The 24,081-nt window shown below is 66.4% G+C and carries 20 protein-coding genes; 6 read left to right on the forward strand and 14 right to left on the reverse strand.

From position 1 onward, the window contains the following. Positions 1-66: 66 nt before the first annotated feature. Together AC6LJY_RS00005 and tsaE are read right to left on the reverse strand one after the other, a co-directional pair. Positions 67-1,449 carry an N-acetylmuramoyl-L-alanine amidase gene (locus AC6LJY_RS00005; protein ID WP_046806461.1) on the reverse strand — a complete coding sequence of 461 codons (1,383 nt, stop codon included), beginning with the start codon at positions 1,447-1,449 and terminating at the stop codon, positions 67-69. Then, entirely contained in the window at positions 1,377-1,916 is a 540-nt protein-coding gene (gene tsaE, locus AC6LJY_RS00010) for a tRNA (adenosine(37)-N6)-threonylcarbamoyltransferase complex ATPase subunit type 1 TsaE (protein ID WP_104143484.1), read from the reverse strand. Before tsaE ends, AC6LJY_RS00005 begins: the two co-directional genes overlap by 73 nt. A 162-nt stretch (positions 1,917-2,078) precedes the next feature. Here tsaE and fumC point away from each other — a divergent pair, with 162 nt between their 5' ends. Further along, entirely contained in the window at positions 2,079-3,473 is a 1,395-nt protein-coding gene (fumC, locus tag AC6LJY_RS00015) for a class II fumarate hydratase (RefSeq protein WP_104143485.1), read from the forward strand. A gap of 111 nt (positions 3,474-3,584) precedes the next feature. Here the strand turns inward: fumC and AC6LJY_RS00020 are convergent, their stop codons facing one another. Then, the gene (locus tag AC6LJY_RS00020; protein WP_498135034.1) at positions 3,585-4,484 is read right to left on the reverse strand and encodes an AEC family transporter; all 900 of its coding nucleotides are present in this window, start codon (positions 4,482-4,484) and stop codon (positions 3,585-3,587) included. Between the two features lie 245 nt (positions 4,485-4,729). On the opposite strand from AC6LJY_RS00020, the gene AC6LJY_RS00025 reads away from it, so the two are divergent. Continuing rightward, entirely contained in the window at positions 4,730-5,722 is a 993-nt protein-coding gene (locus AC6LJY_RS00025; RefSeq protein ID WP_046806457.1) for a tripartite tricarboxylate transporter substrate binding protein BugE, read from the forward strand. A gap of 206 nt (positions 5,723-5,928) precedes the next feature. Here the strand turns inward: AC6LJY_RS00025 and AC6LJY_RS00030 are convergent, their stop codons facing one another. Next, positions 5,929-6,834 (reverse strand): LysR family transcriptional regulator, encoded by a 906-nt coding sequence (locus AC6LJY_RS00030; protein WP_104143488.1) that lies wholly within the window; start codon positions 6,832-6,834, stop codon positions 5,929-5,931. 114 nt (positions 6,835-6,948) lie between these two features. Between AC6LJY_RS00030 and ggt the strand changes: the two genes are divergently transcribed. After that, positions 6,949-8,715 carry a gamma-glutamyltransferase gene (gene ggt / locus AC6LJY_RS00035; protein ID WP_498135035.1) on the forward strand — a complete coding sequence of 589 codons (1,767 nt, stop codon included), beginning with the start codon at positions 6,949-6,951 and terminating at the stop codon, positions 8,713-8,715. 133 nt (positions 8,716-8,848) lie between these two features. Here the strand turns inward: ggt and AC6LJY_RS00040 are convergent, their stop codons facing one another. From AC6LJY_RS00040 to AC6LJY_RS00055, 4 genes are all read right to left on the reverse strand, one after another. Then, the gene (locus AC6LJY_RS00040; RefSeq protein WP_104143491.1) at positions 8,849-10,255 is read right to left on the reverse strand and encodes an APC family permease; all 1,407 of its coding nucleotides are present in this window, start codon (positions 10,253-10,255) and stop codon (positions 8,849-8,851) included. 97 nt (positions 10,256-10,352) lie between these two features. Then, complete coding sequence (locus AC6LJY_RS00045) at positions 10,353-11,489, reverse strand: CaiB/BaiF CoA transferase family protein (protein ID WP_498135036.1); 1,137 nt, start codon at positions 11,487-11,489, stop codon at positions 10,353-10,355. Positions 11,490-11,501: 12 nt separating this feature from the next. Next, positions 11,502-12,485 (reverse strand): Bug family tripartite tricarboxylate transporter substrate binding protein, encoded by a 984-nt coding sequence (locus tag AC6LJY_RS00050; RefSeq protein WP_104143494.1) that lies wholly within the window; start codon positions 12,483-12,485, stop codon positions 11,502-11,504. Between the two features lie 52 nt (positions 12,486-12,537). After that, complete coding sequence (locus tag AC6LJY_RS00055; protein WP_498135037.1) at positions 12,538-14,253, reverse strand: acyl-CoA dehydrogenase family protein; 1,716 nt, start codon at positions 14,251-14,253, stop codon at positions 12,538-12,540. A gap of 114 nt (positions 14,254-14,367) precedes the next feature. Between AC6LJY_RS00055 and AC6LJY_RS00060 the strand changes: the two genes are divergently transcribed. After that, a complete protein-coding gene (locus AC6LJY_RS00060; RefSeq protein WP_104143495.1) occupies positions 14,368-15,285 on the forward strand; it encodes a LysR family transcriptional regulator in 918 nt (305 codons plus the stop codon). A 3-nt stretch (positions 15,286-15,288) separates the two neighbouring features. Here the strand turns inward: AC6LJY_RS00060 and purU are convergent, their stop codons facing one another. The 6 genes from purU to AC6LJY_RS00090 all read right to left on the reverse strand — a co-directional run bounded on the left by purU (position 15,289) and on the right by AC6LJY_RS00090 (position 20,500). Continuing rightward, the gene (purU, locus tag AC6LJY_RS00065; protein ID WP_046807880.1) at positions 15,289-16,143 is read right to left on the reverse strand and encodes a formyltetrahydrofolate deformylase; all 855 of its coding nucleotides are present in this window, start codon (positions 16,141-16,143) and stop codon (positions 15,289-15,291) included. Between the two features lie 45 nt (positions 16,144-16,188). After that, complete coding sequence (locus AC6LJY_RS00070) at positions 16,189-17,298, reverse strand: NAD(P)/FAD-dependent oxidoreductase (protein ID WP_046807881.1); 1,110 nt, start codon at positions 17,296-17,298, stop codon at positions 16,189-16,191. Next, a complete protein-coding gene (locus tag AC6LJY_RS00075; RefSeq protein ID WP_046807882.1) occupies positions 17,295-17,819 on the reverse strand; it encodes a flavin reductase family protein in 525 nt (174 codons plus the stop codon). The genes AC6LJY_RS00070 and AC6LJY_RS00075 overlap by 4 nt, the downstream gene beginning before the upstream one ends. 39 nt (positions 17,820-17,858) lie before the next feature. Continuing rightward, positions 17,859-18,488: a pyridoxamine 5'-phosphate oxidase gene (gene pdxH / locus AC6LJY_RS00080; RefSeq protein WP_046807883.1), complete on the reverse strand. Its 630-nt coding sequence runs from the start codon at positions 18,486-18,488 to the stop codon at positions 17,859-17,861. A 140-nt stretch (positions 18,489-18,628) separates the two neighbouring features. Further along, positions 18,629-19,291: a gamma-glutamylcyclotransferase gene (locus AC6LJY_RS00085; protein WP_104143498.1), complete on the reverse strand. Its 663-nt coding sequence runs from the start codon at positions 19,289-19,291 to the stop codon at positions 18,629-18,631. Further along, positions 19,292-20,500 (reverse strand): MFS transporter, encoded by a 1,209-nt coding sequence (locus tag AC6LJY_RS00090; protein ID WP_104143672.1) that lies wholly within the window; start codon positions 20,498-20,500, stop codon positions 19,292-19,294. It abuts the gene before it with no gap. A 430-nt stretch (positions 20,501-20,930) separates the two neighbouring features. Between AC6LJY_RS00090 and AC6LJY_RS00095 the strand changes: the two genes are divergently transcribed. Together AC6LJY_RS00095 and AC6LJY_RS00100 are read left to right on the forward strand one after the other, a co-directional pair. Then, complete coding sequence (locus AC6LJY_RS00095) at positions 20,931-22,118, forward strand: efflux RND transporter periplasmic adaptor subunit (protein WP_104143499.1); 1,188 nt, start codon at positions 20,931-20,933, stop codon at positions 22,116-22,118. Between the two features lies 1 nt (position 22,119). Further along, the gene (locus AC6LJY_RS00100; RefSeq protein ID WP_104143501.1) at positions 22,120-24,078 is read left to right on the forward strand and encodes a MacB family efflux pump subunit; all 1,959 of its coding nucleotides are present in this window, start codon (positions 22,120-22,122) and stop codon (positions 24,076-24,078) included. The last annotated feature ends 3 nt before the right edge of the window (positions 24,079-24,081 follow it).

The raw sequence follows: 24,081 nt of genomic DNA on the forward strand, positions 1-24,081 counted from the left end.
ATCAAGCGCATCGCCCTTTTTTTATCCCGACCGTTGTTGCGGTTGTTGGGGGTTACGCCGGCGGGTTCAGCTGACGTCGCCCAGACGCGCCAGCGGGGGGTTGGCCGTGAAGTAACGTTGAATGCCGGTCATCATGGCTTGCGCCAGCTTGTCCTGGTGCGAATTGCTGCGCAACAGGGCTTCTTCCTGCGGGTTGCTGATGAAGGCGGTTTCGACCAGCACCGAAGGGATGTCCGGCGCTTTCAGCACGGCAAAGCCGGCCTGCTCGACGCTGTTCTTGTGCAGGCGGTTGATCTTCTTGATTTCGTCCAGGAAGGCGTTGCCCACCTTGAGCGAATCGTTGATCTGCGCGGTGGTGGACAAGTCCAGCAGCACCTTGGCCACCTGACGGTCGTGGCTGCCCAGGTTGACGCCGCCGATCAAGTCGGCCGCGTTTTCCTTGTCGGCCATCCAGCGCGCCTGCGCGCTGGACGCGCCACGTTGCGACAGCGCGAACACCGACGAGCCGTTGGCCGACGGCTTGACCCAGGCATCGGCGTGGATCGAGATGAACAGGTCGGCATGCACGCGGCGGGCCTTTTGCACGCGGACATGCAGCGGCACGAAATAATCGTCGTCGCGGGTCAGGTAGGCGCGCATGTAGGGCTGGCTGTCGATCAGCGCTTTCAGGCGCCGGGCGATGCGCAGCACCACGTCTTTTTCGCGCAGGCCGCTGCTGCCGATGGCGCCGGGATCTTCGCCGCCGTGGCCGGGATCAAGCGCGATGGTCAGCATGCGCTGCTTGCCACGGCCGGCGGTGGCCGGGGGCGACTTGGGCGCGGTGGGCAGGGGCGGGGCCGGCTGCTGGCCGCGCACGCGCGGCGGCTCGGGCGGGTCGGCCCGCGTAACCGGGTTGCGCTGGATGTCTTCCAGGATGCGCGCCAGGGGGTCGTCGACGTCGGGGCCGCTTTTGTTCAGGATCGCCACCAGCGGGTCCTGGGCGATCTTCGGATACAGGTCCAGCACCAGGCGGTACTGGTAGTCGGCCACGGGCTTGAGCGTGAATACCTGCGGCGCCACGGGCTGCTTCAGGTCGAACACCAGCCGCACCACGTTCGGGCGGTTCTGCGCCACGCGCAGGCTTTGGATATAGGGGTCGTCGGGGCGGACCTTGGAGACCAGGTCGTTCAAGGCCGCGCTAAGGGTCAGTCCCTCGATATCCACGACCAGCCGATGGGGATTTTCAAGCGTGAATTGTTCCGCCTTCAGCTCGCTATCGAGCTCCAGCGTGACTCGGGTGTATTCGTCGGCCGGCCAGGTACGTACGGCCAGGATCGTTGCCGCCTGCGCCAGACGCGGCAGGACCGGCAAGACGAGCAGAGTGGCGGCGACGCTGATCAGGCGTCGTCGGGTGGCGCCTGCCGAGGGAAGGGCGCCGTCTTTGGCGGGGGGACAATCGCGTTCAACCATGTTTGTCCTCGTGCGGTGTACGCGGTCAGGGTGGCGTCGCGGCCCTCATCGGCATAAGCCAGGGAAATCAGCAAGTCGGGCGGGGGCAAAAGGCCCTCGGCCCGCTCCGGCCATTCGATCAAAACCACCGCGTCTTCACGCAGTAAATCCCGAAATCCTGCGTCCAACCATTCGCGCGAATCACTAAATCTATAAAAATCAAGATGATAGAAGTATAAGTTAGAAACTTTATAGGATTCAAGCAGCGCGTAGCTGGGACTTTTGATTCGGCCGGTGATGCCGCATTCGCGCAACAGGGCGCGGGTGAAGGCCGTTTTGCCCGCGCCAAGGTCGCCTTGCAGGTGTATGCAGGCGCCGGCGGGCCCGGTCTGTCCCCCGGAAACCAACGGGGCAAGCTGCCGCGCCAGCGATTCCGTGGCGGCTTCGTCGGGCAGGTGCAAGGTCAGGCTGCAAAGAGGGGCGGACATGGCGCGGGGCGAGTGGTAAAAAACGGTGGAGGGATTTCGGATTTCCGCAATTATAGGAATGCGGGTTTCTGCTAATCTATTTAGTGATTTTCATTCTCAATAAGTCGCTTGCGGCCGACGCCGCGCTTTGCGACTGTCAGCCGCCACGGAGTTGTACGCGCCATGAAGACCCGCATCGAAAAAGACACGTTTGGGCCGATCGAAGTCCCCGAGGATCACCTCTGGGGCGCCCAAACGCAACGTTCGCTGCATTTTTTCGCGATTTCCACGGAAAAGATGCCTGTCCCGCTGGTCAACGCCATGGCGCGCCTGAAGCGGGCGGCCGCCAAGGTCAATGCCGAACTTGGCGAGCTGGACCCGAAGATCGCCGACGGCATCATTCGCGCGGCCGACGAAGTCATCGCCGGCAAGTGGCCCAACGAATTTCCGCTGTCGGTCTGGCAGACGGGGTCGGGCACGCAAAGCAACATGAACATGAATGAAGTGCTGGCCAATCGCGCGTCGGAACTGCTGGGCGGCGTGCGCGGCGAAGAGCGCAAGGTGCACCCGAACGACCACGTCAACCGCGGCCAGTCGTCCAACGATACGTTCCCGACCGCCATGCACGTGGCCGCCGCCGTCGAAGTCGAACATCACCTGCTGCCCTCGCTGAAGCAGTTGCGGGCCACGCTGGCCGAGAAAAGCGCAGCCTTCTACGACATCGTCAAGATCGGCCGCACGCACTTGCAGGACGCCACGCCCTTGACGCTGGGCCAGGAACTGTCCGGCTATGTGGCGCAGCTGGATCTGGCTGAACAGCAGATCCGCGCCACGCTGCCCGGCCTGCATCAGTTGGCCATTGGCGGCACGGCGGTGGGCACGGGCCTGAACGCGCATCCCGAATTCAGCGCCAAGGTGTCGGCCGATCTGGCGCATGCCACCGGCACGGCCTTTGTGTCGGCGCCCAACAAATTCCAGGCACTGGCCTCGCACGAGGCCTTGCTGTTCGCGCACGGCGCGTTGAAGTCGCTGGCGGCCGGGCTGATGAAGATTGCCAACGACGTGCGCTGGCTGTCCAGCGGCCCGCGTTCGGGCCTGGGCGAAATCAGCATTCCGGAAAATGAGCCGGGCAGCTCGATCATGCCGGGCAAGGTCAACCCCACGCAGTGCGAAGCCGTCACCATGCTGGCCGCGCAGGTCTTGGGCAACGACGTCGCCATCAATATCGGCGGCGCCAGCGGCAACTTCGAACTGAACGTGTTCAAGCCGCTGGTGATCCACAACTTCCTGCAATCGGTGCGCCTGCTGACGGACGGCATGGCCAGCTTCAACGCGCATTGCGCGGCCGGCATCGAACCCAACCACGAGCGCATCGCTGAACTGGTCGACCGGTCACTGATGCTGGTGACGGCGCTGAACCCGCACATCGGCTACGACAAGGCCGCGCAGATTGCCAAGAAGGCGCACAAGGAAGGCTTGTCGCTGAAGGAGTCGGCGCTGGCGCTGGGTTACGTGACCGAAGCGCAGTTCGCCGAGTGGGTGGTGCCCGGGTCCATGACCAACGCGCACAAGTCGTAAACGTCTGGGGACAGGGCTCAAGCACAGGGCCAAGCCCAAGCCCAGGCCCAAGCCCAAGCCCAGCCCAAGCCCCACAAGGCTGCCCGACCCGGCAGCCTTTTTTTCGTCGGATCAGGGCTGCCCGGCCAGCAGCAGCCACATCGGTATCGTCACCGCCGAGAACAGCGTGCCCAGCGATATCAGCACCGCCACCATGCGCCCGTCGCCGCCCATGCGCATGGCCAGTACATAAGCGGCCGAGGCCGTCGGCAGGGCCGCGAACAGCAGCAGCATGCGCGCTTCCAGCGGCGGCAGGCCCAGCAGCATCGCCACGCCCAGCGCCACGGCGGGCAGCGCGACCAGTTTCACGGCCAGCATCCAGGCGATCAACGTGCCGTAACCCTTGCCGCCTTCCCAGGCCAGGCTGGCGCCTACGCAAATAATCCCCAGCGCCAGCGCCGCCGCGCCCAGCCGCCCCAGCACCGTGTCGACGGGGCCGGGCAGGTGCAGGCCCGCCAGGTTGCAGGCAAGCCCAACCAGCGTGGACACGACCAGGGGGTTGCGCGCCAGCTCGCGCAGCAGATTGCCGCCGTTGTGGCGCGCCAGGCCATAGACCGCGGCCACATTGGCCATGGGCACGGCAAAGCCGACGATCAGCGCCATCACCGTCTGGCCCTGCGTGCCGGCAAGGCTTGCCGACAGCGCCAGGCCGATATACGTGTTGAAGCGGTACCCGCACTGGGCCGACGACGCCAGCCCCAGCGACGACGGCCGCAACACCCAGCCGGCCAGCCACGCCATCGCCACGCCCGCCACCACCACCGCCGCCGTGGCCTGTAGCAACATGGCCGCGTTGCCCGCGGTGATGGGCGTGCGCAGAATGGATTGGAACAGCAGCGCGGGGAACAGGACGAAGTAGACAAGACGCTCGGTGCCCGCAAAAAACTCGCGCGAAAAACCCAGCTTGTGACGCAGCGCCCAACCGAGCGCGACCAGCATGAAATCAGGGAAAACCAGGAAGGCGACCGACATGAGGAAAGGGTGTTTTAACAGCGCGTTGACCGGGGATCGGCACGCTATGCGGGTGTAAGCATTTGCTGCTATTCTCCGTCATTCTGGCGGGCGCGTCTGCCACAAGCACCTTATAAAAGCAGCGCCACACACGCTGCACAGAAGCAATGCGCTCCCACCGTTATCTGCTGGCCCGTCCACAGGCGGAGACCATCTCAAAACGGTCCGTTTACATACGGGCTCGCACTCTTGGAGGAAACACACCTATGAATAAAGTTCGCTCCCTGGCCGTTGCTATCGCTTTGGCTACCGGCGCCGCCGGCACGCTTGGCGCCTCCGTCGCGCATGCCGCCGACAAGTACCCCAGCAAGCCTATCCGCGTGATCGTTCCGTTCGCGCCCGGCGGTTCCACCGACATCATCGCGCGCCTCGTGACGCAACGCATGAGCCAGGAACTTGGCCAGCCGATGGTCGTGGAAAACAAGGGTGGCGCGGGTGGCGCCATCGGTGCCTCTGAAGCCGCGCGCGCCGATGCCGACGGCTACACGCTGTCGATCGCCACGGTCTCGACCATGGCCGTCAACCCGGCCTGCCGTCCGAAGGACCTGCCGTACGACCCGATCAAGGACTTCCAGCCGGTCACCAACTTCGCCAACACGGCGAACGTGGTTGCCGTGAATCCGAAGTTCCCCGCCAAGGACTTCAAGGGCTTCATCGAAGAACTGAAGAAGAACCCCGGCAAGTACTCGTATGGCAGCTCGGGCACGTGCGGCGTGCTGCACTTGATGGGCGAATCGTTCAAGATGGCCACGGGCACCGACATCGTGCACGTGCCGTACAAGGGTTCGGGCCCGGCCGTGGCCGACGCCGTCGGCGGCCAGATCGAAATCCTGTTCGACAACCTGCCGTCCTCGATGCCGCAGATCCAGGCGGGCAAGCTGAACGCCATGGCCATCGCCTGGCCCGAGCAGATTCCCGCCGTCAAGGGCGTGCCCACGTTCAAGGAAGCCGGCTTCCCGGTGCTGAACCAGCCGGTCTGGTACGGCCTGCTGGCCCCGAAGGGCACGCCGATGGAGGTCGTGAACAAGCTGCGTGACGCTGCTGTCGTGGCCCTGAAGGACCCGAAGGTCATCAAGGCGCTGGACGACCAGGGCTCGGCGCCGTCGGGCAACACGCCTGAAGAGTTCGCCAAGGAAATCAAAGAGCAGTTCGACTGGGCTCAAGACGTGGTGAAGAAGCAGAACATCAAGCTGGATTGATCCGGCTTGGGGCTGGCTGCCTAGCCGGTTCCTGATGCTGAAATGAGACGGGCGCCCTGACAGGCGCCCGTTTTTTTTGCCGTGAAGTGATGCCGGCAAGACGGCGACACGACGGCGGAACGACGGCGGCACGACGGCGGCCGGATGGGCGCGCTGCCAGCCTTGCAACGTCGGCCCAGCTGCTCCCGCTACTCCATTTACCCGAACTACCCCGCCACATCCAAGGACGCCACGCGGGCGGCGCAGGCCGCGCGCAGCCGCTCGATCAGGTCAGCATGCAGCGCCGACAAAGGGTCCTGGTTGCGCACCATGATGCTGATCGGCACGCGCAGCGCGGGCTCCAGGCGGCGCAGGCTCATGCCGGGACGCAACATGGCCTGCGCGGTGATGGCGTCGACAATGGCGTCGCCGCATCCCGCGTCCACCAGCGCGCAGGCCACGTAATGCGTTTGCACCTGGATGGAGACCTGCGGCGCCAGCCCCTGTGCGTCCAGCGCCATTTGCAGCAACGCGCCGGACGCATCGCCCGCATCCAGCACGATCAGCGTTTCACCGGTGGGATCGGCCAGTTCGGCCAGGCGCATGGGCCCCGTGGCCGGCCGACGGCTCAGGTGCACGAGCTCGGTGTGGCCCAGGCCGGTGCGCGTCAGGCCGGGATAGTCGTTGGTGTCGAAGGTAATGGCCAGGTCCAGCTCGCGCGTGAGCAGGCCTTGCACGAGTTCCGCACTGTGATGCGTGTGGATGTCGAACGTGATGCCGGGCTGCGCGTCGCGGCTGTCGCGCACCACGCCGGGCAGCAGGCCCAGGCCCAGCGCGGGGGCGCAGCCCAGCCGCAAATGCCCATGCGGCCGGTCGCGCAGGTTGGCGACCAGCCGGCGCACGCTGTTCAGGTCCTGGTTCAGTCGCGCGACCTCGGGCGTCAGGATCTCGGCTTCTCGCGTGGCCACCAGCCGGCCTTTGACGCGATCAAACAGCTTGAAGCCCAGCTGCGCCTCGGCGTGCGCCAGCAGCTTGCTGGCGGCCGGCTGCGAGATATGCAGCGCGGCGGCCGCCTCGGTCAGGGAACCGGTACGACGGATCGCTTCGAAGATTTCGATGTGGCGCAGGCGCATGGCAGGACAGAATAGGGGACCGGAACCGCGATTCTAAGCGGTTGACGGCGCGCGACCCGCTGGCCGATCATCATGGACGCCTGCCGGACACCCGGCGCCACCCTGGAGCTCACCATGCGCGCTTGCCGCCACGCCGCCGCCGTCTTGCTTGCCGCCACCCTGACGGCCAGCATGGCCCCCGTCCCGGCCGCCTGGGCCCGCACGCCGGCCACCGAAGACATCAACCCCGAAGCCGCCAGCGGCGCCAAGGCGCGCGAGCTGGTTCGCGCCAAGCATTACATGATGGTGTCGGCCAACCCGCTGGCTACCGAGGCGGGCGATGCCATGCTGCGCAAGGGCGGCTCGGTGATCGACGCCGCCATCGCGACGCAGCTGGTGCTGAACCTGGTCGAGCCCCAATCGTCCGGTATCGGCGGCGGCGCCTTCATCGTGTGGTATTCGGCCAAGTCCGGGCGCATCCAGACCGTCGACAGCCGCGAAACCGCGCCCGCCGCCGCGCGCCCCGACCGTTTCCTGGACGCCGACGGCAAGCCGCTGCCGTTTGCGCAGGCCGTCAATAACGGCATGTCGGTGGGGGTGCCGGGCTTGTTGCGCGGCCTGGAACTGGCCCACAAAGAAGCGGGCGTGCTGCCCTGGGCCGACCTGTTCCAGCCCGCCATTGACCTGGCCGAACAGGGCTTTGCCGTGTCGCCCCGCCTGCACACGCTGCTGGCCGGCAACAAGGCGCTGCCCACGCAGGCCGCCGCCGCCGCGTATTTCTACGCGCCCGACGGCGCGCCCTGGCCAGTAGGCCATGTGCTGAAAAATCCCGAATTCGCGCGCACGCTGCGCGCCGTGGCCAAGCAGGGCGCCGATGCGTTCTACCAGGGCGACATCGCGCGCGATATCGTGGCCGCCGTGCACGGCCACGCCAAACCGGGCGACCTGACGCTGGCGGACCTGGCCAACTACCGCGCCAAGACGCGCGACCCGGTGTGCGGGCCGTATCGCGGCTACCAGCTGTGCGGCATGGCGCCGCCCAGCAGCGGCGGCATCGCGGTGTTGCAGATGTTGGGCGAGCTGGAACAGTATCCGGTCGCCACCTACACGCCCGGTTCCGTGCAGGCCGTGCATTATTTTTCCGAGGCGGGCCGGCTGGCCTTTGCCGACCGCGACTTCTACGTGGCCGATCCGGACTTCGTCAACGTGCCGGTGCGCGCGCTGCTGGACCCGGCCTATCTGCGCGCGCGCGGTGCGTTGATTCAGCCCGACCGCAGCATGAAGGTGGCCCTGCCCGGCGACCCCGAAGGCAAGCTGCTGACCCTGGGCCGCGACAACGCGCTGGAAGTGCCGTCCACCAGCCACTTGGTCGCGGTGGACGCCAAGGGCAACGCGCTGTCCATGACGACCACCATCGAAAGCGAGTTCGGCAGCAAGATCTTCGTGCGCGGTTTTTTGCTGAACAACGAAATGACGGATTTTTCTTCGTCGTTCAAGGACCCCGAAGGCCGGCTCGTGGCCAACCGCGTCGAAGCGGGAAAACGGCCGCGCAGCTCGATGGCGCCCATGATCGTGCTGCGTGACGGCAAGCCCGTCATGCTGGTGGGATCGCCCGGCGGCAGCGCCATCATCAACTACGTAGCCAAGACCATCGTGGGCGTGCTGGATTGGGGCCTGGACATGCAGGCCGCCATCGCGCTGCCCAACATGGGCAGCCGCAACAAGGAAACCGAACTGGAAAAGGGGACTGCGCTGGAGGCGCTGGCGCCCGCGCTGGAAGCCATGGGCCATCCGGTGCGCATCACGGAATTTCCCAGCGGGATACACGGCATCGTGATCGATGCGCAGGGCTTGCAAGGGGGCGCGGACCCGCGCCGCGAAGGGCTGGCCAAGGGCGGTTGAAACCGCCCGGGGCGGCAGGAAGGCGGGGCGCGATGCGCACCCGCCCATTTCGGGCAAGGCTCATGCCTTGCCGCCCCGCCAGATCGACGCTGTGACGTCCGATCAAGCGGTCCCGCGACCCCGCAATGCCGCGTCAATCCAGCGAGGCCGGGTCGATCTCCATGCGCGCTTCCTTGCGGTGCGCCACGTACGTCACGCCCCACATCACCACGCCCAGCAGCAGCAACCAGCCCGCCACCTGATATTGGATGACGTCGCGCCCGGTCAGCGGGGTCACCATGAACAGGCAGGCCGCCGCGCCCAGCCACGGCACGATGCGATTGATCGTGAAGTGCTGATGCTTGACCTTGTCGCGGCGCAGGACCAGCACCGCCACGTTGACGAAGGCGAACACGCCCAGCAACAGCAGCGCCGTGGTGCCGCCCAACGCGCGGATGGCTTCGGAGTCGGCCAGCGACACCAGGATGATCAGGCCGAAGGCCAGCACGGTCGTGAACAGAATGGCCGTCCACGGCGTCTGGTTCTTGCGATGCACGTGCGCCAGAAAGGCCGGCAGCACGCCCTGGCGCGACATGCCGTACAGCAGGCGGCTGGCCATCATCATGTTGATCAGCGCCGAATTCGCCACGGCAAACATCGAGATGATCGGCATGATGTATTCCACCGGCAGGCCCGGGGCGGCGCGCTTGACCACCAGCACCAGCGGCGTCGAGCTCTTGGCCAGTTCGCCCACCGGCACCAGCGCCACCGCGCAGATCGACACCAGCACGTAGATCACGGCCGTAATGCCCAGCCCCGTCAACATCACCTTGGGAAAAATGCGGCTGGGCTCGTGCGTTTCCTCGGCCATGTTGACCGAGTCCTCGAACCCGACCATCGCGAAGAACGCCAACGCGGTAGCCGACGTCACGGCCAGGAACACGCTTTTATCTTCGGGCGTGTCGAACGCCACCACGCGCGAGAAATCCGCTTGCCCGCCGGCGATGGCATAAAAGCCCAGCAAGATCACCATCAGCAGGCCCGACAGCTCGATCAGCGTCAGCACCACGTTTGCCTTCACGCTTTCGGCCGCGCCGCGCAGGTTCACCAGCATCACCAGCAGCATGAAGCCCAGCGCGCCGAACGTGATCCAGGTCTTCTCGGCCTTGATGCCGAACGCGGCGAACAGGTTCGCGGCGAACGCCTGGGACGCCGTGGCCGCCGATGTCAGCCCCGAACACATGACGGTGAAGCAGACGATGAAGGTCAAAAAGTGCACGCCGAACGCCTTGTGCACGTACAGCGCGGCGCCGGCCGCCTTGGGGTACTTGGTGACCAGTTCCAGGTAGGACAGCGCGGTCAGCAGCGCGATGGCAAAGGCCACCAGGAAGGGCAGCCAGGCCGCGCCGCCAACTTCGGCGGCGACCTGGCCGGTCAGTGCATAAACGCCTGTGCCCAGGATGTCGCCAACAATGAACAGCAACAGCAGCTTGGGGCCCATCACGCGCTTGAGCGGCGCGTTTTCCGATTGCGATGGGGCTTTTACATCGGTTGTAGCCATCTTCTTTTTCTCCTCTTTCTTTGACTCGCGGGAGGCGACCCGAAAAGTCTAAGGGGAGGACGTAGCAGCCGTTGCTACAGCGGTGCAACGAAATGTCTTAGTTGTTGGTATTCGTTGATGGCGCCTCTTGCAGCGCGGGCGGCAGCTTGCGCAAGGTGGCGGGCGTGCGCGACAGCTTGATGGGCGAGCCCACCCCCTTGTAGTCGCCCTGTTCCACCACCATGCCGCGATGGCGCGTGTGCGGGTGCGCCAGCGCCTCGTCCACCGTCTGCACCGCCGCGGCGGGCACGCCCGCGCGCAGCAGGCGGTCGGCCAATGGCGCGGCGTGTTGCGGCGCCAGCAGGTCGGACAAGGCGTCGCGCAAGGCCTGGCGGTTTTGCAGGCGATCGGCGTTGGTGGCAAAGCGCGGGTCGGTGGCAAGTGTCGGCGCGTCCAGCACCTGCGCCATCAATGCAAACTGCCGGTTGTTGCCCACGGCCAGGAAGATCGGGCCGCTGGCGGTGGGCAGCGTTTCGTAAGGCGCGATGTTCGGATGCGCGTTGCCACTGCGCTTGGGCACCTTGCCGCTGTAGAAAAAATTGGCGGCGTGCGGATGCAACAGCGACAGCGCGCAGTCGTACAAGGTGATGTCCAGGAACTGGCCCAGCCCGCTGCGATGGCGTTCGTTCAGCGCCAGCAGGATGGCGACGGCGGCGTTCAAGCCGGTCACCATGTCCACCACCGGCAAGCCCACGCGCGTGGCGTCGCCGTCGGCTTCGCCGTTCACGCTCATCAGGCCGCACATGGCTTGCGCGCAGGCGTCGTAGCCGGGCAAGCCGCCCAACGGGCCATCGGCGCCGAACCCGCTGACGCGGCAATGCACCAGCTTGGGAAACGCCTGGCTTAACGTGTCAAACCCCAGGCCCCATTTTTCCAACGTGCCGGGCTTGAAGTTCTCGACCAGCACGTCCGCGTCGGCCAGCAGATGGCGCAGCAAATCCTGGCCCGCCGGTTGCGACAGGTCCAGCGTCATGCCTTCCTTGTTGCGGTTCACGCCGATGAAGTACGAAGCCGTGTCGCCCAGGAAAGGCGGCCCCCAGCCGCGCGTTTCATCACCGCCCGGCGGTTCGATCTTCAACACGTCGGCGCCGTGGTCGGCCAGGATCTGCGTGCAATACGGGCCGCCCAGCACGCGCGACAGGTCGATGACTTTGCAGCCGGCAAGCGCGCCGGCGTTCGGTAGGGTAGGGGCCATGGGTGGTCTGCTTCAGTCGATGGAAACGTTGGCGCTCTTGATCAGCTCGCGCCACTTGGGGACTTCGGTGGTGATGAACGCGGCCAGGCCTTGCGGCGTCTGGTCCTGCGCGGCAACGATGCCTTGCGAACGCAGCGTCTGTTCGATGGCCGGGTCCGACAGCGCCGTCTTGAACGCGCGGTTCAAGGTATCGACCACATCGGCCGGCGTACCCTTGGGCGCCACGATGCCGAAGAAGACGCTGACGTCGTAGCCCGTCAGTCCTTGCTCGGACAAGGTGGGCAGGTCGGGCAATGCGTCAGAGCGTTGCGCGCTGGCCAGGCCGATGGCGCGCAGCTTGCCGGCCTTGATGTAAGGCAGCGCGGTCAGGATGTCGGTGAATGACATCGATACCTGCCCGCCCAGCAGATCGTTCAGCGCCGGGCCGGTGCCCTTGTACGGGATGTGCATGATCTTGGTGCCGGCCATCTGGTTGAACAGAATGCCGGCCAGATGCGATGACGCGCCGTTGCCCGACGAGGCGTAGCTGAGCTTGTCCGGATTCTGCTTGGCGTACGCGATGAGTTCTTTGGCGTTGTTGACCGGCACCGACGGGTTCACGACCAGGATGTTGGGCAGGTGGCCCAGGCGGATGATCGGCGCGAAGCTGGTCTCGGGGTTGTAGCCCTGCTTCTTGTAAAGGCTGACGTTGATGGCCAGCGGGCCGGACGTGCCGAACAGGATCGTGTAGCCGTCGGGCTTGGCCGACGCCACGTATTCCGAGCCGATGTTGCCGCCCGCGCCGCTGCGGTTTTCGACGATGACGTTCTGCTTGAGCGGTTCACGCAGTTTTTCGGCCAGGCGGCGCGCCATGGCGTCGGTGGGTCCGCCCGGCGGGAAGGGCACGATCAACGTGATGGGTTTGGCGCTGGGGTAGGCGTCGGCCGCCAGCGCGGGCGCGGCGGGCGCCACGGTGGTGGCCACGGCCAGCAGCAAGGGGGCAAATAGGCGTTTCATGGTGGTGTCTCCTGTGAGGGGGGCGCGCCGGCTGTGCCGCCGGCGTCGCGGATTACAGCGCGTACTGCAAGATGGCCTGGCAGGCTGCGCTTTCGTTGGGGGGAATGGCGTAGGGGTCGCGTGGCGCCAGGCGGTGCAACAGCACCTGGTCGGCCAGTTGCGCACGGCTTTGCATGCCCGCGTCCGTGGCTTCCCAGCGCAAGGCGGCCATGGACACGGCGTGGTAAAGCAGGGACGCCGCCTGGCGGGCCAGTTCGGCGTGGTCGCCCATGGCGGCGTGCTCGGCCAGCGCAAAGGTCTTGGCCAGCGCGTCGGCCTGCAACGCGGCCAGCGCGGGCGGGCAGGGCGCGCCGTCTGCCAGCAGCTGGTCGATATGGGCGCGCAGCGCGGGCAGCGAATTTTCTTTCTTGATGGCGCGCAGCACGTCCAGCGCGACGATGTTGCTGGTGCCTTCCCAGATGGATCCCAGATGCGCGTCGCGCACCAGGCGCGGCTCGGTCCATTCTTCGATATAGCCGCAGCCGCCGCGCACTTCCATCGCGTCGCCCGTCACCTTGCGCGCGTCGCGGCAGGCGCGGAACTTGATCAGCGGGGTCAGGATGCGCGCCAGCGCCGGGTCGGCCATGCCCTGGTCAGCGTCGGCCAGCGCGCGCGCCGTCTGGAACATGACGCTGCGCGCCTGCTCGGCCCAGACCGTCATCTTGACCAGTTGGCGTTGCATCAGCGGCATGTCGATCAGGCGCTTGCCGAAGGCGCGGCGCTGCTGCGATACGAAGATCGCTTCGGTCACCGCGCGGCGCATCAGCCCGGCCGCGCGCATGCCGTTGGACAAGCGCGAGTTATTGATCATGTCGGCCATGTGCTTGAAGCCCCGGCCGCGCTCGCCCACCAGCCAGGCCACGGCGCCTTCCAGCCGGATTTCGCCGCTGGCCATGGACCGCGTACCCAGCTTGTCTTTCAGACGCAGGATGCGGTAGTGGTTGTGGCTGCCGTCGGCCAGGTCGCGCGGCAACAGGAACAGCGAGACGCCTTTCAGGCCGGGCGCGGTTTCGCTGCGCGCCAGCACCATCGCAAAACCCGCGTCGGGATTCGAGCAGAACCACTTGTCGCCATGGATGCGCCAGCTGCCGTCCGCTTGCAGGTCGGCGGTGACTTCGGTGGCGCTGACGTCCGAGCCCGCGCCTTGTTCCGTCATGAACATGGCGCCTTGGCGCAGCGCGTCGAAATCCTGCGTGGTCACTTGCGGCAGCACGCGTTGCACCAGCGCCGGGTCGCCGAACTTGCGCAGCGTGCGCGCCAGCGAATCGGTCATGCTGACCGGGCAGCACAGGCCGAATTCCGCTTGCACGAACAAATGGCTCAACGCGTACTTGGCGGCGGCCGGCATGGGTTCGGGCCAGCCCAGCACGCCGCCGCGATGCGACAGCGCGGCCAAGCCGAATTCGCTGTACGCCAGCCGTTCCAGTTCCACATAGGCGGGGTGCTTGTCCACCCGCGATTCGTCGGCCCCGGCCCGGCTGCGCACCGACAGCGTGGGCGGATGCTTGTCCGCCGTGGCGGCCAGTTCGTCCATCACGCCTCCGGCCAAGCCGCCCAGGCGTTCCAGGTGGGGCAGCAGATGGGCGTGCAGCGGTGCGGGCAGGTAGCGCCGGCTGAGCGCGGCGGCGTAGGGGTCGGCAGTGAACAGGTTCAGCCCGCGTGAATCCGGCACCGGGGTGGAGGCGGCGGGAGTGGCAACGGAGGGATTGGGGCGGGCGGGGGCGTCCATGGCGGCATCCTGCGAAAAATCGGGAAGATGGCCGATGTTGCGCGGGTAGATTAATCTATGCAAATACCGTTTTGGTGTAGAACAATCCATAAAAAATATAGATAGGGGGAGACCATGGATCTGGACCCGCGCCTGTTGCGCTACTTCATCGCGGTAGCCGAAGAGCGCCATTTCAGCCGCGCCGCCACCCGCCTGCATATCTCGCAGCCGCCGCTCAGCTACGCCATCCGCCAGCTGGAAGACAACGTGGGCGCGCGCCTGCTTGCTCGCACCAGCCGCCATGTGGAACTGACCGACGCCGGCCACGTGCTGTATCGCGAGGCGCTGACGTTGCTGCGGCAGGCCGAGGAAGTGCGCACACTGGTGCAGCGGGTGGACGCGGGCCTGCGCGGCCGGCTGCGCATCGGCTTTGTCGGGTCGATGCTGTATCGCGGCCTGCCGGTGCTGCTGAACGCCATGCGCGCCGAACTGCCCGACGTGGAGCACGTGCTGACCGAGCTGAACTCGCACGAGCAGATCGAAGCCGTGCGGCGGGGGGAACAGGACCTGGGGTTCATCCATGCCAACCCGGTGCCCGAAGAGGTGCTGGCGCGCGACCTGATCGCCGAACCTTTTGTGGTGTGCCTGCCGGATTCTCACCCGCTGGCTGCGCGCGCGTCGTTGCGGCTGGCCGATCTGGCGGGCGATGACTTCGTCTTCTTCGCCCGCGCGGCCTCACCCAGCTATTACGAAACCGTGTTGTCGATGTGCGTGGCGGCCGGCTTCATGCCGGTGGTCCGCCACGAAGTGCGGCATTGGCTTAGCGTGGCATCGCTGGTGTCGCAGGGGCTGGGCGTGTCGATCGTGCCGTCCTGCCTGTCGCGCAGCGGGCTGGCCGGCACGCGCTTCATTGCGTTCGAACACGAGGCGCGCTCGGTCAGCCAGGTGATCTGGCAAGCCGGCGCGCAGTCGCCTTTGCAGCATCGGGCCATGGCGCTGGTGACGCGCCAGTTTCCGCCGGCCACGCCGGCGGTGGCCCAGCAGGCGGATTGACGATCAGCGGAACACGACGGTTTTGTTGCGGTTCAGCAGGATGCGGTGTTCGACATGGCTGCGCACCGCGCGCGACAGCACCAGCGATTCGATATCGCTGCCCACTTGCGTCAGGTCGGCCGCCGTCATGGTGTGGTCCACGCGTTCGATGTCCTGATCGATGATGGGGCCTTCGTCAAGGTCCGACGTCACGTAATGAGCGGTGGCGCCGATGATCTTCACGCCGCGAGCGTGCGCCTGGTGATACGGGCGCGCGCCCTTGAAGCTGGGCAGGAAGCTGTGGTGGATGTTGATGGCGCGGCCGTTCAGCGCGCGGCACATATCCGCCGACAGGATCTGCATGTAGCGGGCCAGCACCACCAGGTCGGTGTTGGACTGGTCGGCAATCTGCAATACCTGCTTTTCCTGCTCGGCCTTCGTGTCGGCCGTGACGGGCAGGTAATGGAACGGGATGCCGTAGGACGCCGCCAGGCTGGCGTAGTCGTTGTGGTTGGACACGATGGCCGCCACTTCGGCGTGCAAATGCCCGCTATGCACGCGAAACAGCAGGTCGTTCAGGCAATGGCCCTGCTTGCTGACCATGATCAACAGGCGCTGCTTGCGGCGCGCGTCATGTAGCTTCAGGTCCATGCCGTAGTCCGCCGACAGCGTATCCAGGCGGCCGCGCAGGTCGTCGGGGTTCACGGCCACGGGCAGGTCAAAGTGCACGCGCAGGAAGAACTGGCCCGTTTCCTCGTCGCCGAATTGCTGCGAATCCAGGATGTTGCAACCCAATTCGAACAACAGGCCGCTGACGCGGTAGACGATGCCGGTGCGGTCAGGGCAGGACAGGGTCAGGATGTAGTCGTTGTGCTGCATGGTGCGGGAATAGGCCGAGGTAAGGAGAAGAGGGGATGGGCGGAATCAGGCGCTCAGGCGCGCCAGGGTTTCTTCCGCCAGGGCCAGGCTGGAGGTCAGCCCGGGAGATTCAATGCCGAACAGGTTCACCAGCCCGGGCACGCCATGCACGGCGGGGCCGGCAATGACGAAGTCGGCGGCGGGTTCGTGCGGGCCCGAGATCTTGGGCCGGATGCCGGTGTAGCCGGGCGCCAGTGCATGGTCCGGCAGCGCCGGCCAGTAGCTGCGCACCGCGTCGTAGAACACGTCGGCGCGCGCCGGGTCCAGTGTGTAGTCTTCGGTGCCGATCCATTCGGTATCGGGTCCGAACTTGGCTTGGCCGCCCATGTCCAGCGTCAGGTGCACGCCCAGGCCGGCGTGTTGCGGCACCGGGTAGATCAGGCGCGTGAAGGGCGCGCGGCCGGCCAGCGTGAAGTAGCTGCCCTTGCACAGGTAATCGGTCGGGATGGTGGCGGGCGGCACGCCGTCGATGCGGCGGGCCAGCGCGGGCGCTTGCAGCCCGGCTGAATTGATCAGCACGTTACAGGTCAGCGTCATGGCTTCGTCGCCGCCGAATTGCAGTTCGAAGCCGCCTTCGGGGCGCACGCGGCCGGACACCAGCGGCGTGTGAAAGACACACTGAGCGCCGGCATTTTCGGCGTCGCCCTGGAATGACAGCATCAGGGCATGGCTGTCGACGATGCCGGTGGATGGCGACACCAGCGCGGCGGTGCATTGCAGCGCGGGCTCCAGGCGCATGGCTTCTTCGCCGGAAATGAACTGCAAATCGTCCACGCCGTTGGCGCGCGCGCGCTGGGCGATGCCCTCAAGCTGGGCCGCCTGATCGCGGTCGGTGGCCACGATCAGCTTGCCCAGGCGCTTGTGCGGCACGCCGCGTTCGGCGCAGTACGCGTACAGAAGGTGTTTGCCCCGCACGCACAGGCGCGCCTTCAGGCTGCCCGCCGGGTAATAGATGCCCGCGTGGATCACTTCGGAATTGCGTGAGCTGGTGCCGGTGCCGATGGCTTCGGTGGCTTCGGTCACCAGCACTTCCCGGCCGGCTTGCGCCAGCGCGCGGGCCACGGCCAGCCCCACCACGCCCGCGCCGATGACGACGCAATCTACGTCCACGCTCATGGCGTCTTCCTTTCGGACCGGCTGCCCGCGGGCGTCAGGTCAAAGCCGCCGGCGTGAAACACCAGCGGCGGTTCGTTGCTGTGGCCGCAGCGTTCCACTTCGCCCACCATGATGATGTGGTCGCCTTCTTCGTAGCGGCTGCGGTTGCGGCATTCGAACCAGGCGGCGCAATGGCCGTCCAGCATCGGTGTGCCGCCTGGCGCGTAATGCACCGTCAGGCCGGCGTAGCGGTCGGGCGTCTTGCCCGTGGCGAAGCGGCGCGCCAGCGCGATCTGCTCGGCGCTCAGGACGTTGACCACGTAGCGCTCGCACTGTTCGAACGCCGCCAGCGAGGACGACGAGCGCGACAGGCTCCACAGGATCAGCGGCGGGTTCAGCGACACCGAGTTGAACGAGCTGACCGTCAGGCCGATGGGGGCGCCATCAAGCCCGGCGGCCGTCACGACCGTGACGCCGGTGGCGTAGCGGCCCAGCGCGGTGCGGAAAAAAGCGGCGTCAAAATCAGGGGAGGAGGCGGGCATGCAATCGGTAATTGGGCGGGCGCGCAAACGCGCCCGACATCATGGCGACAGGCGTTCGATCTTCCAGGCCGGGCCGTCCGCGACGTAGCGCAGGCGGTCGTGCAGGCGCGACGGCCTGCCTTGCCAGAATTCGATGGCGGTGGGCTTCAAGCGGTAACCGCCCCAGTGCGGCGGACGCGGCGGCTGCTCGCCGAAGCGTTCGCGGAATTCCTTTTCACGGGCTTCCAGCGCTTCACGGGTAATGGGCTGGCTCTGGGGCGAAGCCCAGGCGCCGATGCGCGATCCGGCGGGGCGGCTGTGATAGTAGGCGTCCGACTCTTCGGGCGCCACTTTTTCCACCACGCCCTCAATCCGGACCTGGCGTTCCAGGGGCTGCCAGAAAAACAGCAGGCTGGCGCGCGGCTCGGCCAACAGGTCTTGCCCCTTGCGGGACTCGTAGTTGGTGAAGAACGTGAAGCCGCGTTCGTCAAAGCCCTTGATGAGGACGATGCGGGCGCTGGGCTGGCCGCTTGCGTCGACCGTGGCCAACGTCATCGCGTTGGGCTCGGGCACCTTGGCGGCCAGGGCTTCGTCGAACCAGCGGGTAAATTGCTCGAACGGCGAGGCGGCGGCCTGGTTTTCCAACAGGACGTTCTTTTCGTAGCTTTGACGCAGATCGGAGACGGACATGAGGATGGGGATTCAGGGTGGATAACAGGGAGTTTATACCGCCCGCACCACCACCCGCCCTTTGACCCCGCGCAGACCTCGGGGATGTTTCCGGCCCGGGGTGTGGCCGGGCAACGCTACACACCCCGTTCCCGCCCGGTTCAGGCGCCTTCGGGCAGCCTGTGTCCGTCTTCTTCCAGCAGCCGCGCAATGGCGTCCAGCCGGGCATCGTGGATGCCGGCCGCCCGCAGCGCCTGGGCCGTCTGCACCACGTAATCGGTGCAGGGGCCGTAGCGGCCGGCCGCCCGGCGCACGATGGCCAGAAGTTCGTCCTGGGGCAGCGCGCGGATGTACGCGGGGTTCGCGCGGTTCATGATGAACACCAGCGCGCGCACGGTGCCGGCGTCGGTGGTGCAGTTGATCCAGCGGGGCAGGTAGGCGCCGGTGGACATCTCGCGTTCCCACAAGGCGGGGAAATACGTGGGCACCTGGTCGCCGGCCAGGCGGTAGACGACGCCGCGGCAGGAGCCGCCCCGGTCCAGCCCGAACACCAGCCCCGGGCATTCCGGCGTGCCCCGGTTGACCCGCGACCACAGGCACAGCGCCCGGTGGTGGCCGCGCAAGGTCGCCAGCCGGCGCTCCATGAAGTCAAAGTCCGGGCGCCAGATCAGCGACCCGTACCCATATACCCAGACGTCGTCTCCCGCCTGCCAATGGCGCAGCGCGTCGTCCAGCGAGGCCTGTCTTTCTTCGGGCGTCCACAGGCGAAAAGGCAAGCTGGCGCCGGCGACGCCGGGGGCGGAGGGAGGGGACTGCGTGTTCACTTAAGGCTTCCGGTCAGACTCGAGCGGGGGATTTCGATTGGCCCACCCGCCCGCCATCAGGGCCAGCGAATAGGCCCAGAACAGGGGGGCAACGCCAATTACCGCACCCAGCGCGCCGAAGGTCAACGGCAGGGACACCTGAGAACCGTTGATCAGCGCCATGCGCAGGCCCACGGCTTCGGCCGCGCGGCCGGGCGGGGAATGCTGGTGCAAGAGCGACAGCATACTCGGTTGGCAACAGCCCAGGGCCAGCCCAAGAATGAAAGACAGCACGATCAGCACGGTAACGTCGGTGAACAGCGGGTAAAGCATGAAGTCGATGGCGGCGGTGGCCATCGCCACGCGCACCAGGGTCCAGGACCGCACCCGGCGCATGATCAGCGGCAATACCAGCCGGATCACGAACGTTGCCGCCGCGAACGACGCCAGGATGACGCCGATGGTGGTGGCGGACAGCCCGATCGCCACGCCAAAGATCGGCACCACGAACAGATGCGTGTCCCAGGCGCCCGACAGAATCGTGTTCACCATCAGGATGCGGCGCAGGGCCGGCACCGCCAGCAGTTCGGTCACGCGGCGGCGCTGGGCCTCTTTGGCGCCGGACAACTGCGAGTCCACCGCCTTCAGTTGGTGGCGCAGGTAATAAAGGCCGATGCCGGACAGGATCGGGCCCAGGGCCAGCAGGCCGAAGGCGGTCCGCGTGCCCAGGTTGTCGATGGCCAGACCCGCGATCAGCGGCCCCGAAAAGCCGGAGCCGGCCAAGGCCAGCGACATGAAAGAAAAGTTGCGCAGCCGCTGCGCCGGTTCGGCGTGGCCCAGCAGGTCTTGCGTGGCGACCTGGTGCAGCATGAAACCGATGCCGATACAGCAGGACGCCACCAGCAGCGCCGTCTGTGTCTGAAAGATAAAGGGCAAAGCGGTGCCGATGGCGACCAAAGACGTGCCAATGACCAGCGGGCGCACGATGCCCACGCGGTCCACCCAGCGGCCCGCGCGTACCGAGAACAGCATCGGCAGCACGGCAAACACCGCGACCAGGGTGCCGACCTTGAAGGTGGACAGGCCCATTTGCAGCGCGGTCAGCGACACGGTGATCCGGCCGCCCGTCAGCGCCACGTGGTTCATCATCGCCAACAGACACAGCAGCACCGCCCCGGAAAATTCCGGGGAACCAGAGGGCGAGGAGGGGGATCTGTTGGAGGTAGACACGGCGTTAACTGCAATCATTCTGTGCGGATCGTCGGGCTATGTCGAGGCGCGGGTTTTTTGCGGCGCGGCAAAGTGTTTCAGACGGCGCGAACAAGATAGCGGCCATCTAGCGGCCAAGTCGCGGCCTTACGCAACAAGAGGCGGCACGTTGGCGGCACGATCCCGGCAGGCGCAGGACGGCGGTTTCGTGCATGCGCCATTGCCGTTGTATCGTTCACGCAACGGAACAATCGTTCTTGCCGGCGTCCCGGCCGAAACCCGCTTTACGGTTTTTCACCGTTTCGCCGCAATCGGTCATCGCCACGCACCCTCGCCCCGTTTAGGATGGCGGCCCGACGTTGCGCGACTGCGTGGCGTTGCGAGGGCGTGGCGCTGCGATGGCGTGGCGTTACGTTACGGCCGCCTTGCCGGTCACTCATTCTCAGGTGCAATGAAAAAGTCCCGCAGTAAGTTCAAGCGTTACGCGTTGATCGCCGTCGTCGTCCTGTTGGGGGGGCTGGCGGTGCGCGCCATGTTCTTCTCGGCCCCGCCGCCGCCCACCTTCGCCGTCGCCGAGGTCACCCGTGCCAACCTGGAAGACAGCGTGCTGGCCAGCGGCACGTTGGACGCCATTGAGCGCGTCAGCGTCGGTGCGCAGGCGACCGGCCAGCTCAAGTCCCTGAAAGTGCAGCTGGGTGACCGCGTCAAGAAAGGGCAGCTGGTCGCCGAGATCGACGACCTGACCCAGCAGAACGACCTGCGCAACGCCGAGGCCGCCCTCCAGACCCGGCGCGCCGAGCGGGCCGCCAAGGTCGCCATGCTGAAGCAGGCGGAACTGGCCTTCAAGCGCCAACGCCAGATGCTGGCCGCCGACGCCAGTTCGCGCGAAGCCTACGAATCCGCCGAGGCCACGCTGGGCGTGACCCGCGCCGAGATCGCCTCGCTGGATGCGCAGATCGCGCAGGCCGAGATCCAGGTGGACACGGCCAAGGTCAACCTGGGCTACACCCGCATCGTCTCGCCCATCGACGGCATGGTCGTGGCCGTGGTGACCAAGGAAGGGCAGACGGTCAACGCCATCCAAAGCGCGCCCACCATCATCAAGGTGGCCCAGGTGGACACCATGACGATCAAGGCGCAGATTTCCGAAGCGGACGTCACCCGCGTCAAACCCGGGCTGCCCGTGTACTTCACGATTCTTGGCGAGCCCGACCAGCGCTATCACGCGACCTTGCGCGCCGTGGAACCGGCGCCCGACTCCATCCAGAAAGACGACGCCACCACGTCGCTGACCGCATCCAGCGGCAGCTCGACTACCGCCGCCGTCTACTACAACGGCCTGTTCGATGTGCCCAACCCCGACGAAAAACTGCGCATCTCGATGACCACGCAGGTCTTCATCGTGCTGGGCGAGGCGCGCGACGCCGTCGTGGTGCCGGCCTCGGCGCTGGGCAAGCGGGGCGAGGACGGCCGCTATGCCGTGCGCGTCGTCCTGAAGGACAACAAGACCGAGGTGCGCCACGTCAAGATCGGCATGAACAACAACGTGCAGGCGCAGGTGCTGGAAGGGCTGGAGGTAGGCGAGCGGGTCGTGTCGGCGGATTCCGCCCCGGCCGCCGCCGCCGCGCCGGGGGCCTGACATGAGCGGTCCGCTGATTGCGTTGTCCGGCGTACGGCGTGAATTTCCCGCCGGCGACCAGACCATCGCCGTCCTGAAAGACGTCAACCTGACCATCGAAGCCGGCGAGATGGTCGCCATCGTGGGGGCGTCCGGCTCGGGCAAGTCCACGCTGATGAACATCCTGGGCTGCCTGGACCGCCCGACCCGGGGCGACTACCGCGTGGGCGGCCGCAGCACGGGCGAGCTGGGTCCGGACGAGCTTGCCGAACTGCGCCGCGAGCATTTCGGCTTTATCTTCCAGCGCTATCACCTGCTGTCGGACCTGACCGCGCAGGGCAACGTCGAAATGCCCGCCGTGTATGCCGGCAAGCGCCGCGAGGCCCGCATGGACCGCGCCGAACAACTGCTGGCGCGGCTGGGCCTGGCTGACCGGTCCGAGCACCGGCCCGGCCAATTGTCCGGCGGCCAGCAGCAGCGCGTGAGCATTGCGCGCGCGCTGATGAACGGTGGCGACATCATCCTGGCCGACGAGCCCACCGGCGCGCTGGACACGCACACCGGGCAGGAAGTGCTGCGCATTCTGGAAGAGCTGAATGCGGCCGGGCACACCATCATCATCGTCACGCACGACATGAATGTGGCGCGCCACGCGCAGCGCATCATCGAGATCAGCGACGGCGAAATCGTGGCGGACAAGCGCAACCCCGACGCCCCGCGCCGGGACGCCGCGCGCGATGCACCGCCCGAACTGCCCAGGCGGCCCGCGTGGCAGGCCTACCTGGACCGCTGCGGCGAAGCCCTGCGCATGGCGCTGCTGTCCATGAACGCGCACCGCCTGCGCACCTCGTTGACCATGCTGGGCATCATCATCGGCATTGCCGCCGTGGTGTCGGTGGTGGCGCTGGGGGAAGGGTCGCGGCGCAAGATCCTGGAAGACATCAGCGCCATCGGCACCAACACGGTGGAAGTCTTTCCGGGCAAGGACTTTGGCGACGAAAAGGCCGTCAACATTCGCACGCTGGTCGCGGCGGACGCCGACGCCCTGGCGCGCGAGCCCTATGTGGACAGCGTCACGCCCGAGGTCGCCACCAGCAATACGCTGCGCTATCGCAACGTGTCGGTGAACGGCTCGATCCAGGGCGTGGGCGAACAGTATTTCCGCGTGCGCGCCATCAAGCTGGCGCAAGGCAAGTTCTTCGACGAGACCAGCGTGGTGCGCCGCGCGCAGGAAGTGGTGATCGACGAAGGCACGCGGCGCGCGCTGTTCGGCTCGCACACCGAGCCCATCGGGCAGGTGGTGTTCCTGGGGTCCATGCCCGCGCGCGTGATCGGCGTGACCGCCAAGAAAGACTCGGTGTTCGGCAACAATGAATCGCTGAACGTCTGGATTCCCTACACCACGGCGTTATCCCGCGTGCTGGGGCAGCAGCATCTGAAAAGCATCACGGTGCGCGTCAGCGACGCCACGCCGCCGGCCGCCGCCGAGAAATCCATCGAACGGCTGCTGATGCGCCGCCACGTGGTGAAGGATTTCTTCGTGTTCAACACGGACGCCATCCGCAAGACCATCGAGCGCACCACGGCAACGATGACGCTGCTGGTGTCGCTGATTGCGTTGATTTCGCTGATGGTGGGTGGCATCGGGGTGATGAACATCATGCTGGTGTCCGTTACCGAACGCACACGCGAGATCGGCGTGCGCATGGCGGTGGGCGCGCGGCGCAGCGACATCATGCAGCAGTTCCTGATTGAGGCCGTGCTGGTCTGCCTGATCGGCGGCGCGGTGGGCATCCTGCTGTCGCTGGCGTTGGGCGTGCTGGTGTCCAAGGCCACGGGCGGCTCGTTCCAGATGATTTATTCCACGGCATCGATGGTGGCGGCATTTACGTGCTCGACGCTGATCGGTGTGCTTTTTGGCTATTTGCCGGCGCGCAACGCGGCGCGCCTGGATCCCGTCGAGGCCTTGGCCCGGGAATGAGGA

This window comes from Achromobacter sp. RT286_PF (genome assembly GCF_059760425.1).

Excerpts from the sequence above, each read along its gene's own strand:
- AC6LJY_RS00005 (WP_046806461.1), bottom strand. The coding sequence starts at position 1,449 with ATGGTTGAACGCGATTGTCCCCCCGCCAAAGACGGCGCCCTTCCCTCG.
- tsaE (WP_104143484.1), bottom strand. The coding sequence starts at position 1,916 with ATGTCCGCCCCTCTTTGCAGCCTGACCTTGCACCTGCCCGACGAAGCC.
- fumC (WP_104143485.1), top strand. The coding sequence starts at position 2,079 with ATGAAGACCCGCATCGAAAAAGACACGTTTGGGCCGATCGAAGTCCCC.
- AC6LJY_RS00020 (WP_498135034.1), bottom strand. The coding sequence starts at position 4,484 with ATGTCGGTCGCCTTCCTGGTTTTCCCTGATTTCATGCTGGTCGCGCTC.
- AC6LJY_RS00025 (WP_046806457.1), top strand. The coding sequence starts at position 4,730 with ATGAATAAAGTTCGCTCCCTGGCCGTTGCTATCGCTTTGGCTACCGGC.
- AC6LJY_RS00030 (WP_104143488.1), bottom strand. The coding sequence starts at position 6,834 with ATGCGCCTGCGCCACATCGAAATCTTCGAAGCGATCCGTCGTACCGGT.
- ggt (WP_498135035.1), top strand. The coding sequence starts at position 6,949 with ATGCGCGCTTGCCGCCACGCCGCCGCCGTCTTGCTTGCCGCCACCCTG.
- AC6LJY_RS00040 (WP_104143491.1), bottom strand. The coding sequence starts at position 10,255 with ATGGCTACAACCGATGTAAAAGCCCCATCGCAATCGGAAAACGCGCCG.
- AC6LJY_RS00045 (WP_498135036.1), bottom strand. The coding sequence starts at position 11,489 with ATGGCCCCTACCCTACCGAACGCCGGCGCGCTTGCCGGCTGCAAAGTC.
- AC6LJY_RS00050 (WP_104143494.1), bottom strand. The coding sequence starts at position 12,485 with ATGAAACGCCTATTTGCCCCCTTGCTGCTGGCCGTGGCCACCACCGTG.
- AC6LJY_RS00055 (WP_498135037.1), bottom strand. The coding sequence starts at position 14,253 with ATGGACGCCCCCGCCCGCCCCAATCCCTCCGTTGCCACTCCCGCCGCC.
- AC6LJY_RS00060 (WP_104143495.1), top strand. The coding sequence starts at position 14,368 with ATGGATCTGGACCCGCGCCTGTTGCGCTACTTCATCGCGGTAGCCGAA.
- purU (WP_046807880.1), bottom strand. The coding sequence starts at position 16,143 with ATGCAGCACAACGACTACATCCTGACCCTGTCCTGCCCTGACCGCACC.
- AC6LJY_RS00070 (WP_046807881.1), bottom strand. The coding sequence starts at position 17,298 with ATGAGCGTGGACGTAGATTGCGTCGTCATCGGCGCGGGCGTGGTGGGG.
- AC6LJY_RS00075 (WP_046807882.1), bottom strand. The coding sequence starts at position 17,819 with ATGCCCGCCTCCTCCCCTGATTTTGACGCCGCTTTTTTCCGCACCGCG.
- pdxH (WP_046807883.1), bottom strand. The coding sequence starts at position 18,488 with ATGTCCGTCTCCGATCTGCGTCAAAGCTACGAAAAGAACGTCCTGTTG.
- AC6LJY_RS00095 (WP_104143499.1), top strand. The coding sequence starts at position 20,931 with ATGAAAAAGTCCCGCAGTAAGTTCAAGCGTTACGCGTTGATCGCCGTC.
- AC6LJY_RS00100 (WP_104143501.1), top strand. The coding sequence starts at position 22,120 with ATGAGCGGTCCGCTGATTGCGTTGTCCGGCGTACGGCGTGAATTTCCC.